General features: G+C 42.1%; 14 protein-coding genes. 10 read left to right on the forward strand and 4 right to left on the reverse strand.

Annotated elements, in window-relative coordinates:
• Nucleotides 1–303 precede the first annotated feature (303 nt).
• A complete protein-coding gene (locus DC077_RS01320; protein WP_109217804.1) occupies nt 304–2,451 on the forward strand; it encodes a BCCT family transporter in 2,148 nt (715 codons plus the stop codon).
• A gap of 669 nt (nt 2,452–3,120) precedes the next feature.
• On the opposite strand, the gene DC077_RS01325 is transcribed toward DC077_RS01320, so the two are convergent.
• A complete protein-coding gene (locus DC077_RS01325) occupies nt 3,121–4,062 on the reverse strand; it encodes an FUSC family protein (protein ID WP_109217805.1) in 942 nt (313 codons plus the stop codon).
• 160 nt (nt 4,063–4,222) lie between these two features.
• Entirely contained in the window at nt 4,223–5,263 is a 1,041-nt protein-coding gene (locus tag DC077_RS01330; RefSeq protein WP_109217806.1) for a Rossmann-fold NAD(P)-binding domain-containing protein, read from the reverse strand.
• A gap of 480 nt (nt 5,264–5,743) precedes the next feature.
• On the opposite strand from DC077_RS01330, the gene DC077_RS01335 reads away from it, so the two are divergent.
• The 5 genes from DC077_RS01335 to DC077_RS01355 all read left to right on the forward strand — a co-directional run bounded on the left by DC077_RS01335 (nt 5,744) and on the right by DC077_RS01355 (nt 11,425).
• Nucleotides 5,744–5,914 carry a hypothetical protein gene (locus DC077_RS01335; protein WP_094567319.1) on the forward strand — a complete coding sequence of 57 codons (171 nt, stop codon included), beginning with the start codon at nt 5,744–5,746 and terminating at the stop codon, nt 5,912–5,914.
• A gap of 284 nt (nt 5,915–6,198) precedes the next feature.
• Entirely contained in the window at nt 6,199–7,395 is a 1,197-nt protein-coding gene (gene torC / locus DC077_RS01340; RefSeq protein WP_189363296.1) for a pentaheme c-type cytochrome TorC, read from the forward strand.
• A 227-nt stretch (nt 7,396–7,622) separates the two neighbouring features.
• A complete protein-coding gene (gene torA, locus DC077_RS01345) occupies nt 7,623–10,151 on the forward strand; it encodes a trimethylamine-N-oxide reductase TorA (RefSeq protein WP_109217807.1) in 2,529 nt (842 codons plus the stop codon).
• 261 nt (nt 10,152–10,412) lie between these two features.
• The gene (gene torD, locus DC077_RS01350; protein ID WP_109201518.1) at nt 10,413–11,126 is read left to right on the forward strand and encodes a molecular chaperone TorD; all 714 of its coding nucleotides are present in this window, start codon (nt 10,413–10,415) and stop codon (nt 11,124–11,126) included.
• 77 nt (nt 11,127–11,203) lie between these two features.
• Nucleotides 11,204–11,425, forward strand: coding sequence for a heavy-metal-associated domain-containing protein (locus DC077_RS01355; protein ID WP_109201519.1), 222 nt, complete (start codon nt 11,204–11,206; stop codon nt 11,423–11,425).
• Between the two features lie 139 nt (nt 11,426–11,564).
• Here DC077_RS01355 and DC077_RS01360 read toward each other — a convergent pair whose 3' ends face one another.
• Complete coding sequence (locus DC077_RS01360; RefSeq protein ID WP_109201520.1) at nt 11,565–12,449, reverse strand: endonuclease; 885 nt, start codon at nt 12,447–12,449, stop codon at nt 11,565–11,567.
• 307 nt (nt 12,450–12,756) lie between these two features.
• Here DC077_RS01360 and DC077_RS01365 point away from each other — a divergent pair, with 307 nt between their 5' ends.
• Both DC077_RS01365 and DC077_RS01370 read left to right on the forward strand, forming a co-directional pair.
• Nucleotides 12,757–13,014 (forward strand): hypothetical protein, encoded by a 258-nt coding sequence (locus DC077_RS01365; RefSeq protein ID WP_133243418.1) that lies wholly within the window; start codon nt 12,757–12,759, stop codon nt 13,012–13,014.
• Complete coding sequence (locus DC077_RS01370) at nt 13,014–13,487, forward strand: hypothetical protein (protein WP_109201522.1); 474 nt, start codon at nt 13,014–13,016, stop codon at nt 13,485–13,487. Before DC077_RS01365 ends, DC077_RS01370 begins: the two co-directional genes overlap by 1 nt.
• A 32-nt stretch (nt 13,488–13,519) precedes the next feature.
• On the opposite strand, the gene DC077_RS01375 is transcribed toward DC077_RS01370, so the two are convergent.
• Entirely contained in the window at nt 13,520–14,404 is an 885-nt protein-coding gene (locus DC077_RS01375; RefSeq protein WP_133243419.1) for a LysR family transcriptional regulator, read from the reverse strand.
• Between the two features lie 335 nt (nt 14,405–14,739).
• On the opposite strand from DC077_RS01375, the gene DC077_RS01380 reads away from it, so the two are divergent.
• On the forward strand, nt 14,740–15,621 hold the full coding sequence (locus DC077_RS01380) for an NAD(P)-dependent oxidoreductase (protein WP_109201524.1): 882 nt from the start codon (nt 14,740–14,742) through the stop codon (nt 15,619–15,621).
• A 175-nt stretch (nt 15,622–15,796) separates the two neighbouring features.
• The gene (locus tag DC077_RS01385) at nt 15,797–17,335 is read left to right on the forward strand and encodes an aldehyde dehydrogenase family protein (protein ID WP_109201545.1); all 1,539 of its coding nucleotides are present in this window, start codon (nt 15,797–15,799) and stop codon (nt 17,333–17,335) included.
• The last annotated feature ends 75 nt before the right edge of the window (nt 17,336–17,410 follow it).

Genomic DNA, 17,410 nt, shown 5'->3' on the forward strand with positions numbered 1-17,410 from the left:
CTCTTAAACAATTGTGTAAAAGCCTGATAGATAGCTAGATACCATCCATTTTAGATAATTGTAAATTGAACAGATCGATTCGTTATTTTTAGAGATTGCGACTTTTTGAGGTGTTATTTTCGGGAGGATTTTATTGTATGATATTTGGTCGAATTTTGGGGTTGAAAAGCTTAAAACCATGAGAAATGCTTGATTTTGTGTTACTATTTTGGCGTCAAATTAAAAATGATCTATTAAGACTAAGGGCATAAGGTTCTTAGAAAAGACTCTCCACTAGAGGGAGAGAAAGGATGTTAAAAATATATGGTGGCAACAAATATTAGAGGAAAATTGCCAGATAAAGAGGGTGATCAACCGAGTGAAAATAGTGGTCTATTTTCATCATTGCATCTGCCGGTCTTTATTAGCGCAAATATCATTATCCTAATCATTATTGCTTTAGCGCTCTTTCTTCCTGATGCGCCGGCATTCTTTAGCGGGGCACTCGGTTGGATTACCGAAAACCTCGGTTGGTACTATCTACTAGCGGTTGGAATCATTCTTATCGCTTTTGTCTTTGTCGCTTTGAGTCGTTACGGAACCATTAAATTGGGACCTGATCATTCTGAGCCGGCTTATAGCGATCGCAGTTGGTTCGCGATGCTCTTCTCAACGGGAATGGGGATCGGGATCATGTTCTTCGGAGTGGCAGAGCCGCTTCTTCACTATCTCAACCCCCCTATTGGAACACCAGAGACAATCGAAGCTGCAAAGTCAGCGATGAATATCACTTTCTTCCACTGGGGAATTCATGCATGGGCAATCTATGGTATTGTCGGTCTAATTCTTGCTTACTTTAGCTTTAGACTCAATCTACCATTAGCAGTACGTTCCGCGCTCTATCCTATGATTGGGGATCGTATCTACGGTCGCTGGGGAGATGCAATCGATACTTTCGCCGTAATTGGAACGGTCTTTGGGGTAGCAACAACACTCGGTTTTGGGGTAATGCAGATCAATACTGGGCTTAACTATCTCTTCCCCTCGATCCCTGTGGCGTCACCAACACAAGTGATTTTGATTATTATCACAACGGCTTGTGCGACACTTTCAGTCTCAATGGGATTAGATAAGGGCATTAAGATTCTATCGGAGCTTAATCTCTTCTTAGCATTTGCTTTAGTTCTCTTTATCTTCCTCTTTGGTGGTAAAGTACTCTTCTTGTTAGAAGTGTTGATGCAAAATATTGGTCAATATTTCTCTTCAATCTTCAATAGCACTTTCAATATGTATAGCTATGAAGCAGCTTCATCACCTGCGATGAAGGAGCAGATCGAAGGCTGGTTAGGGGGATGGACAATCTCTTATTGGGGTTGGTGGATTGCTTGGTCTCCTTTTGTGGGGATGTTTATCGCGAAGATCTCACGTGGTCGTACAATTCGTAACTTTGTCGGGGGTGTTCTCTTAATTCCTGCTGGATTCACCTTCTTCTGGATGACAACTTTTGGTAACTCAGCGATTGATATGATTGCATCTGATGGTGTTACAGAGCTTAAAGAGACTCTTTTAGGTCCTGATGGTAGCTCTAAAGCGCTCTTTGCTTTTATTAGCCATTTCCCTGTAGCAGAAGCGGTACAAAGCATTATTCCTGCAGAGTGGATTAGAGGGACAATCTCCTTTATCGCGGTAATGATGGTAGCAGTCTTCTTTGTGACGAGTGCTGACTCCGGTGCTTTAGTGATGGATATGTTAGCAAGTAAGAAAGATGTGGCAGTTACACCACTCTGGCAGCGTATCTTTTGGGGTTCAATCACAGGTTTAATCGCGATTGTTCTGCTTCTTAATGGCGGCTTAGGATCATTACAAGCGGTTTCGACGATGAGTGCGTTCCCCTTTAGTATTGTGATTTTGATCTCAGTCTATGGGCTCTTTAAAGCACTTCGTATGGACTTTGGTAAGATCGATATTCGTAATAAAGCGAATATGTATGTTCAGCCGAGTACTCGAGATTCTGGTGGTTGGCAGAAACGTCTACGTAACGTGACGGTCTATCCGCGTCGTGATAATGTCTTACGCTTTATGGAGCTAGTAGTTGTTCCCGCCTTTGAAGAGGTTAAATTAGAATTTATCAAGCAAGGCTTACCTGTTAACCTTCATTTAGAAGAGGAAGGGGATATCTCTCTTGAGATCGATCATGGTGATAATGCAAACTTTATCTATCGTGTTAAAGCGAAACATTATCTCAAACCAAGTTTTACACTGCTTGATGAGGAATCAGATCAAGAGAATCAGAAATATTTCCGCGCGGAAGTCTATCTTGATGATGGAAGTAAGGGATATGACATTATGGGATATACCAAAGAGAATATTATGAATGATATTGTTGACCAGTACACAAGTCATCATTACTTCATACAGAACTTTGAGGTCCCTTCAGATTATGATGTAGGCTCAAACCCTAACGAATCATAATCGATACTCTAGAGTATGATAAGGAGCGTAGCTTATTAAAGTTACGCTCTTTTTTTAACGCTTTTTTATCAATTAGCGGTGACTGAAACAGAAGCAACAGGGGCTGAACGCTGCCGGATCTTACTATCGCGTACTTCCAGAGATTACGCGCCGGCAGGACGGCAATCTTATTACTCGTAAGAAAGATTATTTTAAAGATACTATTTCCGACATTATTTTCCGACATTATTAATGTTTAATCACGGGCATGCTAAATTGCGGGCATACGGTGGTGAAAAGAGCGAGATGGTCGGCTCCCGCCCCTCAACGAATCTTCTTAAGAATGATTGATTGAAACAGAAGCAACAGGGCTGAACGCTGCCGGATCTTATTATCGCGTACTTCCAGAGATTACGCGCCGGCAGGACGGCAATTTTATTACTCGTAAGAAAGATTATTTTAAAGATACTATTTCTGACATTATTTTCCGACATTATTAATGTTTAATCACGGGCATGCCAAATTGTGGGCATACGGTGGTGAAAAGAGCGAGATGGTCGGCTCCCGCCCCTCAACGAATCATCTTAAGAATGATTAATCGAGATTAATTGAGATTAATCGAAGTAAATTGAAGCGAAGAGATTTGTTGAGTTGCCGGAGATCACTACTGTATGCATTTTTATAGGGGTATTAGCTATCTTCTCGCAATACTTTGAGAATTAAACTGGTAATGATAGCGATAATACCACCGATAAAGGTCTCGATAATGCGATCTATCAATAGTTCAACCTTTGGAGGATGATCCCAATACATGCCTAATTCAACAAGTACTAAGCTATAACAGGTAACGCCGAGCGTGACGATAAGATAACTCTGTTTAAAGCAGATGGGGAGAAGAAAAGCGAAAAAGAAGAGAAGAGCGACCATGATATAGAGTCTATTGATCGGGATATGGAGGGATATCTGAAAGAGAATAAAGAGTGCGATTACGGCAATCACACTTCCCCAGAAGCGTAACCAAGTATTATGAATAACGGTCATTGCTTTGGGCGGCATTACCATTAAGAATGTGATTGTTGCCCAGTAATTTTTTTCGATTCCTAACATTTGAGGAATAATCAGGCTTAAAAATAATCCTGAACTATAGATAAAAGCTCGCGGGATGAGATTCGTATCGAGTCGGAAGAGCTCATGGGTAAAGATCCCCTGTTTAAAGGCTTCAAGATCGATCTCTTTTCGTAGAAGATAGTGGGAGATAAGCAGTGCCGAGAGCGTACCGATCGCACCACCAATCGCAAGTTGATTATCTGCTATCGGTAGAGCAGTACCGATTGTTGCAAAAATAATGACAAAGCGAATTGCTCGATCAAAGACAGGATCTCTTCCAAAAAGGTAGTAGTAGAAGTAGCTAATAATAAAGAGAAAGAGATAGAACTTCCAAGTGAGATGAAATAGTTGACCAATATAACTACTGCTGAAGATCAATATGATCCACAATGCCACATAGAGAAGATTGCTCCGATCAGGTTTAGCATTGTAGAGCGCATAGGTACAGAGCACCGAAAATGAGGTCCAGGCGATTGCCGCATGTAGACCAATAAATTGTGCGGCAATCAGTGCGCTGATAGCCATGCTAAAGACAAAGACGAAGCTGTCTCGAAAAGAGATTTTTTTTGGGCAGATTGGAAGGGGATTGTGACATATTTATAAGCTCCAGAAAACTGCTTTATCTAATCGGAATAAGCCGGCAATATTGATCCAGCCATAGAGTTAAATTCCGCACATTAGTGTATCACTGATCTATAGAAAAAATCTTGATCGATTCAATATGCTTTGGGGTTAATGATGTTAATGATGTTAATGGTGTCAAAGGTGTTAGTGGTGCGTTGATGAGATCCAGTTGGTGATAGATAAAATCAGTCTCATGGGTGATCTTCCCACCATCGATAATACGCTTTAAGAGCGGTTTAGGCGTCTCAAATTGCGGTAAGGGGAGATCAAGCTTTTTAGCCATCGCTTGATAATAGCTCTTACGTTCGAGATGAAGTGGGGTAACAAGATTGTAGATTCTATCGATTATCTCAATCTCTTTGGGGTTCTTATTATTTTTTCTCTCTTGCTGCGCGATAAGTGTCGCAATAGCGCTTAAGAGATCTTCAATGTGGAGTAAGTTGATCGCATCATAGGGAGATTTAATCTCTTCTCGCCCGGCAAGAGAGAAGATAGGATGGCGACCATTGCCGATGAGCCCCCCTAAACGAAGAATGGTGCTCGGAATCTTGCTGCTGCGGATTACTATCTCGGCAGTTAGAATTGCTTTTGCATTTTGAGTTTGAGGAAGCGGTGGGATCTCTTCATGGATTAACCCACTGGTTGCGCCATAGAGGGAGGTAGAACTTAAAAAGAGCAGCTCACGTGCTTGGTAAATCTCTGCTAACTCAACGATTCTACCGATCATCTCACCATAGGTGGGTGCCGGTGTTTGATGGGAAGCCTCTTGATCTATCGGTTTTTTGTTTTCCCACTTTTCTTTTTTATTACCTATGAAGGGGGAGGGCGGAATCGTAATGATAATGGTTCGATCCTGAAAATAGGACTCCATTTGTGATTGAGTCTCTTCTTGAAAGACCTCTCTTTCAGAGAGCGATTTTAATTGTAAACTTCCTGAATAAGTGCTAGTTGCTGCCTTAATCTCCCGCTCTAATTGTGATGGAATCTCCCGTTTTGTTGCTATCACATCCGCCCCATGAAATGTTAATAATTGAGCTAATGGAAGTCCTGCCCAACCGGCACCAATAATGAGAATCTGTTGATTATTTAAACGATTATTCATCTATTTTCCTTACAATTGCATCTAAAATTAATCTATATCAATTGACATAGAGCAAAGAGTGAAGAGAAAGATGATCTCTGCTATAGTCAAAAGGAGAGAGTAGCTCAAGAAAGAGATAGCTTTTCAGAAGCTTAAAGATCCCGACGCTTGAGAATCTATTGAATTATCTCTATTGATTTCTTCTGTTAGTGTAAGCGATTTAGGTCAATAGAGATAATCGAATAGATCAGTTAAGGGATATTGATCATCTCGAGGTTTCTTTAGGGCAGGCGGTATAGGGTCCTGCTTTGAAGTTCTACTATCAATGGGCAATCAAATGATTGCACCTCTGCTACAAGTGATGAGTGGTTCAGCAATTTTATTTCGCTACTTAATCTTATATTGAGTATCACTCTACTCCCCTTAAATGATCTACAAGATTGTGGTGCGATTAGCGTGCCGTCATTTTAAAGTCATTGATGAATTTTAAGGGGGTTCATAATGAAAAACAGTAATCTATTACATAATAAAGAGGGAAATGCCGGCAGTGATTGGCGCCGTTTTCTACTATTGATGATTGTTATCTTACCGCTCCTCGCATTCTGTCTTATTGGTGCTTATGGGTTAGGCGTTTGGATTATGCAGCTGCTCTTCTGGGGACCGCCGGCATAAGCGGATGCTATAGAGCAATCAGACAGTCAGTGATCTTATTTTGACTCATCATTACAACATCAACCTACTTGTCAACTGCAGCATTATCGCTGCAATAGTTTTTGTTATCCACTTTTCGCTATCTAATTATTAGCATTAGCGATTTTCGTAGATATGATTTTGTTATCTGTTATTGAATGGGCGAATCTATCAATTCAAGATATACAAAAGATATACAAAGATGATGATTGATAGTGATGAGAGATGAGATCCCACAGAGAATTATTAGATTAAGGGATATAATCATGGGAATATTTAGACGATTAAAAGAGATGCTCTACAATCTCTTTTTAAAGCCGAGTATGCGTATTGGACTTGGTGTATTAGTAACCGGCGGATTTATTGCCGGCATTATCTTCTGGAATGCTTTTGATGCGGGGTTGAAGGCGACAAACTCAGAAGCATTCTGTATTAGCTGTCATACAATGGCAGATAATGTCTATCCAGAACTTCAGCAGACAGTCCATTTTCGGAATCGTACAGGGGTGCGTGCTTACTGCTCCGATTGTCATGTTCCCCATAACTTTACAGATAAGATTGCCCGTAAGGTTCAAGCAAGCCGTGAGGTCTGGGCACACTTAACAGGTGATATTGGCACAAGAGAGAAGTTCTTAGATAAGCGTTTAGTACTTGCGCAGCGAGAGTGGGATCGCTTAAATGCCAATGGCTCAAAAGAGTGTCGTGCTTGTCATGATTATGAACATATGGCTTTTGAGAAGATGGATATTATGGCAGAGATGGAGATGCGTGGTGCGGCAAGTCGTAACACGAGTTGTATCGAGTGTCATAAAGGGATTGCACATCAACTCCCTGTTGTTGAGAGTATCCGCAATGAAGATCTCGATAAACTCTTAACCTCAGCCAATAAAGAGTCAACGGCAGTTAATCATGAATATTATAACGTTCTACCACAAACGCTCTATCTCGATGAATCCTTAAGTGAGCCGATTGGTACCTTAGAGGTGGCAACGGAAGTCCGTATTATCGATAAGAAAGGGGATGCCGAGCAGATCGAGTATGAATTATGGCGCAAAAATAAGGGTTATGGACGCGTTCTCTATGGTGCTTATAGTCTCAATATGGTGAGTGCCATTTTAGATAAAGAAGTTGCGCAAAATAGTGAGTTTAATATTGTTGAAACAAAAGAAGATCCTTTAACAGGGCTTGAATGGCAACGGGTGAAGGGGACAGCTTGGATCGAAAAAGGTGGCTTAATGGCGGATATTACGCCGATCTGGGAAGTCGCTAATGCAAGTTATACCAAAGGTTGTAGTACTTGCCATATTCAACCCGATACTGAGCATTACGATACCAATACCTGGCCAGGTTTATTTGCCGGAATGGTGGGCTTTACCAATATGGATGAAGATACCTCCAAAGTGGTCTTAAAGTATCTCCAGCTCCATTCGATGGATTTTAAAAATAATCAGAGTGCGCGTTAAAACGCATTAGAAGATCAAATAAAACTTCGAACTTCGAGCATCGAACATCGAACGTTATTCAGGAATATTAAAGTTAAAGAAAAGTGAACGGTGAAGCGTTAATGATATTGGGAACGAATCTCTAGAGCTGATATTTAGAATTGATATTTAGAATTGATATCTAGAACTGGTATCAGAGAGGGTTTCCAGATCGATAGATGCTTCATCGATCTAAAAAGGATTGAAATATGAGTTATCAAACAGATAGATCTCGCCGGGGATTTTTAAAGATGGCATCACTGATCGCAGGTGGATCATTAGTGGCACCGGCATTGATGGCAGAATCTCTTCTGCATACTAAAGCGCCGACTGATGTCGATATAGAGACATTAACCGAATGGCGTATTTCGGGCGCTCATTGGGGTGCTTTCCGCGCTAAAGTTGTTGCGAATCGTCTTGTTGAGGTAGAACCTTTTGAGTTTGATCGTTATCCAACAAGAATTTTAGATGCCGTTCCCGGGATTATCTATAGCCCGGCGCGTGTTCGTTACCCTCTGGTACGCCTCGATTGGTATAAACATCGTCACAATAGTGATACGAGTCAACGTGGGGATAATCGCTTTATCCGCGTCAGCTGGGATGAAGCACTCGATCTCATCTATGAGTCATTAGAGCGAATTCAGACCCAATTTGGTCCTTGGGCGCTTCATACCGGAAATGTGGGTTGGCGCTCTGTCGGACAGGTGCATAGTTGCGGAAATCATATGCTTCGCGCAATTGCGATGCATGGTAATAGTGTCGGGACGGCTGGGGATTACTCAACCGGTGCGGGGCAGGTGATTATGCCCTATATTCTCGGTTCAACGGAAGTCTATTCGCAAGGTACTTCATGGGATATTATTCTCGAAGAGAGTGATGTCATTGTAATTTGGGGCTCCGATCTGGTGAAGAATCTACAGGTTGGCTGGAATACAGAGACACATGAAGCTTATGGCTACCTTGAGCAGCTCAAAGAGAAGGTCGCAGATGGGGAGATTCGGGTGATCTGTATCGATCCTGTTAAGAGTATGACAGCAAATTATCTCAATGCAGAGCATCTCTATGTTAACCCTATGACAGACCTTGCGGTGATGATGGGAATTGCCCACACGCTCTGGAAAGAGGATCTCTATGATAAGGAGTTCCTAGAGACTTATACCTTAGGCTTTAATGAGTTTCTCCCCTACCTAAAAGGGGAGACAGAAGATATGGTGGAGAAGACACCAGAATGGGCAGCAGAGATCTCAGGTGTACCGGCCGATACCATCCGTGAGCTTGCGCGTACAATGGCGCAAAATCGCACACAATTGATGATCGGATGGGCATTACAGCGTCAACAACATGGAGAACAACCTTACTGGATGGCGGCTATTGTTGCGGCGATGCTAGGGCAGATCGGTCTTCCAGGCGGTGGTATCAGCTACTCGCATCACTATAGCTCTGTGGGAGTCTCTTCATCAGGAGCTTCAATGCCGGGAGCATTCCCTCTCAATCTCGATTTTGGTCGTGAGCCAAAATATAAGAGCACCGACTATAAAGGATACTCCAACTTTATTCCGGTTTCGCGTGTTGTCGATGCACTCTTAGAGCCGGGTAAAGAGATCAATTATAATGGTAATAAGATTAAGTTAGCGCCTTATAAGATGGCGATCTTTTCTGGTGCAAATCAGTGGCATCGTCAGCAAGATCGTAACAAGATGAAGCGGGCCTATCGCAACTTAGAGACCGTTGTTGCGGTCGATTATGCCTGGACAGCAACTTGTCGCTTTGCCGATATTGTTCTGCCGGCATGTACCCCTTATGAGCGTAATGATCTCGATGTTTACGGCACCTATAGTAATCGCGGTATTATTGCGATGCATAAGTTGATCGATCCACTCTACTACTCGAAGAGTGATTTTGATATCTGGCGTGAGTTTAGTAAGCGACTCAATCGTGAAAAAGAGTATACGCAAAATCGTAATGAGATGCAGTGGATCGAGAAGATCTATATGGATTGTTATAATGAAAACTATCCAAAAGGCTTCTACATGCCCTCATTTAGAGAGTTCTGGGAGCGTGGATATGTACTCTTTCCTGAGGGTAAACCATGGGTTCGCCATGCAGACTTTAGAGAAGACCCGGAGGTTAATGCACTAGGAACACCTTCAGGCTTTATTGAGATCTATAGCCGAACGATTGCAAGTTATGGCTATGAAGATTGTAAAGGGCATCCGATCTGGATGGAGAAGGCAGAGCGTTCACATGGTGGGCCAAAATCTGATCGCTACCCACTCTGGTTACAATCGGCGCATCCCGATAATCGTCTCCATTCACAAGGATGTGAAGCGACAAAAATGCGCGAGAGCTATGCGATTGCCGGCCGTGAACCTGTCTTTATTAGCCCCATTGATGCAGAGAAACGCGGCATTAAGCATGGGGATCTCGTTCGAGTCTTCAATGATCGAGGTCAATTGCTTGCCGGGGCAAATGTTAATAATAACTTCCCGGAAGGCGTTGTAAGAATCTTTGAGGGCGCATGGTATTCACCACTTGATGAGACAATCGGCTCGATCGATACTTATGGTGACCCTAATACCTTGACGATGGATGTGGGAACCTCAAGTCTCTCGCAAGCACCAAGTGCTAATACCTGTCTTGTTGAGATTGAGAAGTTTGTTGGCGTTGCGCCGGCACCGACCGGTTTCCACGGACCGACAGTTGTCGATATCGAAGGGAATGAGACGGTCGAGGTATAGCCTAAATGCTCTTGAGAGCGTAACATAGAGTGATGACTCTTCATCTGGCTAACATCTGATTGATATCTGATTGAGAGTCATCAAATTTATTGTTATTGAAGATGCGTTGTCGTTGATTAGCTACAGCGCATCTTAATTATTCAATGAGAGTTTATTCAACGAGCGTTTATTCAGAAAGAGTTCCATCAGGGCTCATCAAGAGTTCATCAAGGGTTCATTAGGAATTCATCTAAAATTCAGATAGATAAGATAGGATTAGCTATGAGTGAAATACGAGCCATCATTAATGAAGCTAAAGTCGTTGCGAAAATGAGAGGAGAAACCTATCAGTGGTTTGCTCGAATCTTTGCTAATGAATTAACCGAGAGTGATGTAACGCTCTATCAGGAAGGGGCGCTCAATACACTACTAGCGCTCTTTAGTGAGATCGGTTTAGCACTAGAAGTTGATCAGGTAAAATCCGCGATTGATCGATTCTCTGAGATTGAGCATGTAGAGGTAGAATTGCGTGCTGATTTTGCAAGCTGTTTTCTCTTAGATGATCAAAGTGGAGCGATTCCTTATGCATCTCTCTATTTAGGAGATGGCGATATGATGTATGCCGAAGCGGAGCGTAAGATGCGAGAACTGCTTTCAAAGAGTGGCTTAGCAATTTTAGACTCATTTAAGGAGCCTTCTGATCATTTAGCAATCTATCTGGCACTATTACAAAAATGGTGTGAGCAATTAGTAAGAGATCTAGAGGCGCAGGATGAAGATAGCACGCTCTTAAAGAGTGAATATATTGCGCAGCAGACCTTTCTGCAAGAGGGATTACTACTTTGGGTACCTCTTTGGAATGAACGATTACAGCGAGTGACTAACTGTCGTTGCACCTTCTATAGTGCGATGGGATCACTTTTAGTAGCTTATCTTTTAGCCGATAATGATTATTTAACTGCTGAAATTGAGCGATTGATTGCGCTTGATGTATAGCAGAATATCTCCCTTTTTGTTAAGGTTATCGGGTTATTGATTATTTCTCCGCTTTTGAGCGATTTAGGAGCCTTTTTATGATTAAAAAAATTACTCTCTCCATTCCAGAAATTAGCTGCTCTCATTGTACAAGTAGTATTGATGCTGCCTTACGAGAATTAGATGGTATTCAATCGGTAGAATCGAGTGTTGAGAAGAGAGAGACTACAGTAGAGTTTGCTTCGGAGATTATCTCTGAAGGCGCTATTATTGAGATCATTGATGATATCGGCTTTGCCGCAGAGGTTATTTCTCGATAAAGATCTTAAACCGGCATGTCTGCCGTCAGCATATTAAAAGAAAACCAGCGACATAATCGCTGGTTTTTTTATCTCTTTAGTACTTCATATAAGTACTTTATATAAGTAATCTATATAAGTTGAGAAAATAGAGCTTCAATTATTCAAAGATCTTTAGGAAGTTTTGCAGTAAGGTCTGGAAAAAAGAGCGGCTGTGATGGCTCGTCCATTGAATACCATTTTTATTACAGCTTTCGGTAATAAATGGATTATCGTTTCCTTGAATATCCTGAATAATCTCATTACGCTGGCACTCCCATGCAGTAGGAGGGAACGTTAGATGCCATTTTTGCATCAGATTCATCTCACGACTAGTGAAGGGCACATTGTAACGATCATTCATGTAGAGATAAGTTCGGGCAATCATCCCTTTAACTTCATCACGAGGAAGGACTTGGCGCTTCTTAAAATCGGTTCTAAACTGACACGCACCATATTGATTAAATTGTGGCGTAAGCTCGGCAAAGCTGAAGTTAGAGCGATCGGCATTGATCTCGCCTACAGCAGGCTGCAAGTTATGCATATCTCCTTCCATCATCTTAAAGAGCGTATTTTCATCAACATCACCCACTTTACAGCCACTACGACCACCATCTTTCCAACATTGCATATCTTTTCCAAAAGCATGCGCCGGCACAACATGTTCCCATTCTATACGATTTGCTCGCTCTGGATTATTGCGAATGACATAACCACAGCTCGCTAGATCGACAACGCCACTTTGATTGTTGAAGTTAAAATCACATCCACAATAAAATTCTTCCTGATCAGGATAAGCTTTATAGATCTTCACAAGCTCTCTTTTTGCCTGCTCAAAGCTTGTAATATTGCTACTCTTATCGATGTCGAGTCCATCACCATAGAAATATTGGAAAAGACCAATCGCGATAAGGGCAACAATCCCTAAAATCCACTGTTTAGGATTCCGCTTTTTTAGACTCTTCTTGATAATTTTTTCGACCGACTTATTAAAAACTGGGCGCATATAAAACTCTCTATTCCCTTAGGTAGTGAAAACTGATCTAGCAACTGATTTAGTAATTGATCTAGCAATAGATCTTAGAAGTGAGGGCGCATTATACTGCTATATCGTCATTTTGTGAAAAGAGAAGGGAATAAAGCTGCATTATTGAGAGCAGTTGTGGAAGATGGGCTATAATTTAACCACTTTTCCTGATCGATCAAGCAATCGGACACCTCAATAATGGATAATGAGAAATGTGTATTGCTGATAAAACCGATAAGCCAGATAAGCCCGATAAGATCGATAAGACCCATAAGGAATTAAAGAGATGATGATATTTGTAATACTGATGGTGATTTTGCTGCTTCTATTAGTGCTCTTAGCCTATTATGTTGCTTATCTATTAATTATGCCGGAAACAATCTGGGGATTAGTCACCGTTGGGGCGATCGGTACAGGTTTACTGCTTCTACTCTTTCTTATAGTTCGGTTGATCTTTATCACAATTGAATGGTTTTTAGATCAAAAGCGTATGAAGCGAGAGATCAAAATAGAAGCAGAACGCAAGAGAGGAAGAGAAGCGTAATGGTGCGATTAATTTTTGTAATATTGATGATCTATCTACTCTATAAGGTGGGGCGTCTTCTTCTACGTGGATTGATACTCCTGATTGCGGCGATCTACTCCTTTATTTCAGAAGAATCACAAAAACAGCGCGAAAAAAAGAGCCTCTACCAAAAAGAGAGAGCTTGGGAAGTTAAGCAGAAAGCCTCACAACATCAGGCGCAAGGCACACTCCCTTCTTGGATGAATAGCGATCGAATCAACGACTTTAATCAAGGGGTCTACCAAATTTTACGAAGTAGCGGGATCGGCATAGAGGATGCCAAAAGACTTCTCAATCATCGAAATCCTTACCTAAGAGCCCTCTATGTTGCCGGCAGAATGGAACGGAAAGGGGCAACTTATGAAGAGCAGAAGCGCGCCGCCGGCGAGACATTAGTCGCCTTGTGGCAAAGAGCGGATCATCAACAACTCTTTTCAGATCATCTCGAATAATCGCAGGATCATTATCCTACTCACAGATAGCCCTATGGAAACATCTTTAAAATCATCACTAATAACTTCTGCGCCGCTGGAGGTAGTTGTCGTCCTCGTCGCGTCATCATATAGGTCTCTGTTCGATTAAAGTAGGGATGTTGTAGATTATGGAGCTGTAGGCGATCTCGATCCTCTTCATAGAGCATAAATTCAGGGAGTAGGGTGATTCCGCCACCAATGGCATACTGCTTTAACATATGTAGCTGGCTACACTCTAAAGTGGAGTGCAATATAATCTCTTCCTCATCCTCAACACGTTGAATAATCTGTCGAATTCCTTGGGAGATATCTCCCATTGCCAGAGGATAATCCTTTATCTGGGCTAAAGTGAGTGGCTCTTTCTCTTGAGTCAAAGGATGTTGTGGCGGTAGAAAGGCCTTTAAAGCATGATCTTTCTTAAAGTGAATCCGCAGATTGGGTTCTAAAATAGGGTTAAATGCAATTCCAATATGGGCCTCATTGTCACTGACCTTGCGCACAACATGATTACTGCTACCTACAGAGAGTTGTACCTCGATTTGTGGATGATCTTTAGAAAATTGAGCAATCATTGTGGAGAGATGACGAAGATACCCCTCTCCCGTTGCGATGGTAACTCTCCCGCGCTCTAATCCTTGAAGTGCAGCTAAAGAGGCGAGGAGATCCTCCTCTTGCTCTAATGCATGAGAGAAATATTTTAACACCAACTCTCCCGATTCTGTCGGTTGCGCACCTCTTAAGTTTTTCTCCAAAAGTGGTGTTTTCAGCTCCTCTTCTAAGAGGGTGATCTGCCGACTAATGGAGGAGGGGGCAATATTGAGAATATCCGCAGCATGACGAATTCCCCCATACTTGACCGCTTGATAGAGATAGTAGACACGATGTTTCTTAATCACTGCTTGAGACTCCCTCTGTTGCGTAAAAACGAACAAAATTCCTAATTCGTTCTATTGTTGCACATTTTTTCTTTCTCTATACTGAAATTGATTCCAAAAATCGAAATTTAGAATTCAACCCGGAAGCTAGAATCGAAATTAACTCTAGAGGGAATCAAATAGACGCGTTCTAATAATTACGTTCTAGCGATCAATTAAAGATCAGATATTAAAAGTTGGAAACTCGAAACTAGAGATTAGAAGTTAGAAGTTAGAAGTTACAGATTATAAAAGTTTATAAAGATTATAAAGATTATTTATAAAGATTAGATAATAAGAAATAGAAGGGGAGCATCATGGATAGAGAGCTACTAAAAGATGTTGCAATCATCGGCTTAGGGAATATGGGGCTAGGAATGGCCAAGAACCTTTTAGCGAAAGGGATCACCGTTAGTGGATTTGATCTTAGTGAAACAGCGACGGTCGCCGCTTCAAAAGCGGGAGTTAAGATTCTTCCGGCTGCACAATTGATCGCTGAGGCCCGTATTTTAATCTTATCCCTGCCAAAAGCGGAGCATGTTTTAGCTTGCAGCGAAGAGATTGAAGTATGGGGGAAGAAGGGGTTAGTTGTGATCGATACTAGTACCTCAACACCGACAGTAACGCGAGAAATTTATCAACGACTCTTAGAGCGAGAGATGCTCTTTGTTGATGCACCTGTTTCCGGCGGACCTCAGGGCGCACTCAATGGCACAATGACAATGGTTGTCGGGGCGGATAAGTGGTTATTTGAGGCATTACTCCCCCTTCTAGAGATGATGAGCTCAACACAAGTCAATGTTGGAAAGGCTGGTGCCGGCAATATTGTGAAGATCTGTAATAATCTGCTAATTGCAGCACATCTAATAACCACTGCCGAGGCGCTCTCACTTGCGGCAAAAGCAGGGGTAGAGCCAGAAGCTTTCTTTGCCGGCATCAATAAAGGATCAGGAAGAAGTGCGGCGAGTGAGGTTAATTTCCCTTTATGGATTCTCAATGGTCAATACCATTCCGGTTTTACAATGGGTTTGATGCGCAAAGATGTCGGGTTAGCACAATCATTGATGGCGGAATTAGAGATGGAGCTTCCCCTTAGTCAGGAAGTTATGGCGCTATGGGAGCAGAGTCGCACACTTTTAGCCGATCATGCCGATTTTAATGAAATTGTAAAACAGAGTGATAGCGAGCTTTATGGTTAAGTCGCTTGCTCTTTAGTGAACCTAATAAATGTGTTTAATAAATGTACTTAATAAATGGGTCTAACTGATGAGATAGCGAATGGATCAGTCATTAGAAGAATTATTAGAAAATAGCCAGAAGAACAACCGGAAGAATAATCGGAAGAATAAGATGGATCGAGAGGAGAAGAAGATGATGAATTGTGGGTCGCAACAACAGAGAGAGAATCGTTTTTGGGAATTGCTCAACCAATTTTTCCCCAATGCCGAAAGTATCGGCAGTTATATTGGTGGGGAGTGGTTTATTGGGGATGGCAGTGATATTGAGCTCTATAATGCCGATAATGGTGCGCTATTTTATAGCTATCGAGATGCTTCTCCTGAGATTATTCCAAAGCTTAATGAGGTCACCAAAGTTGCCGAAGCTCAATGGCGAGCGATGACAGCTGCCGATAGAGGGCGTCTAATTTTTCAGGTAGGTGCGAAGATTAGAGCGGTGAGTGCGGAATTGACGGAATTAGAATCATTGGTCGGTAATAAACCGATTCGTGATGCTCGTGGTGAAGTGGCTAAAGTTGCTGAGATGTTTGAATATTATGCCGGTTGGAGCGATAAGCTTCATGGGGAGGTGATTCCTGTTCCTACAACGCATCTTAACTATGTTGTGTATGAACCTTTAGGAACCGTTTTACAAATTACGCCATGGAATGCACCGATCTTTACTGCAGGATGGCAGATTGCCCCGGCAATTACAGCGGGAAATGGGGTGATTTTAAAGCCCTCAGAGTTGACGCCGGTGACCTCTTTAGTATTAGCAAAATTGATCGAAGAGGTTGGTATTCCAAAAGGCTTGGTTAATGTTGTTGCCGGCTATGGACATACAATTGGGCAGATGATGATTCAGCGTTGCCATATCGATAAGGTGGTCTTTGTAGGTTCTCCTAATACAGGAGAGCAGATCGCGGTAGCAGCAGCAAGAAAGGGAATACCAGCGATTTTAGAGTTAGGTGGAAAGTCCGCTAATATTGTCTTTGCAGATGCCGATTATGAAAAAGCGTTAAGGGGCGCACAAAATGCAATCTTTGGTTCTGCAGGACAGAGTTGTGTCTCCGGCTCTAGACTTTTAGTTGAGCGAATAATTTTTGATCAGTTTGTTAATGATCTTGCGGCGACGACAGCACAGTTTCAAGTGGGGAATCCGCTTGATGAAGCGACACAGATTGGCCCGATTCAGAATCAAAAACAGTACACCCATGTCTGCAAAATGATTGAACAAGCTTTAGGAGAAGGCGCAAAAATCCCTAATAATAATGTAGAATCAATTCCCTCAGCGGCAGGGTATTATATCTATCCGACTGTTTTGGTCGGGAATAATCAGATGCAGTGCGCCCAAGAGGAGATCTTCGGTCCGGTTGTTGTTGCAATTCCTTTTGATACAGAGGAAGAGGCGATTGCAATTGCCAATGAGAGTACTTTTGGTCTTGCCGGTGCGGTATGGTGTCGAGATGTTGCCAAAGCACACCGTGTTGCTGATAAGGTAAGAGCAGGGACTTTCTGGATAAATGGCTATAAAACCATCCATGTGAGCTCCCCTTTTGGTGGTTATGGTCGAAGTGGGTATGGACGCTCCTCCGGATTAGAGGCTTTAAGAGCTTATAGTCAGGTGAAGAGTATCTGGGTTGAGCGAGCAGCAGAGCCCTTAGTCAATTTTGGCTATGGTTCACAAGAGAAGTAGGAAGTAACCTCGTTACATAATAGTTGCATTATTAATTGCGATTATAAAATAGACAATGAAATAGGCAGTGAAATA

The organism is Ignatzschineria cameli (assembly GCF_003121895.1).
GTDB classification, from domain to species: domain Bacteria; phylum Pseudomonadota; class Gammaproteobacteria; order Cardiobacteriales; family Wohlfahrtiimonadaceae; genus Ignatzschineria; species Ignatzschineria cameli.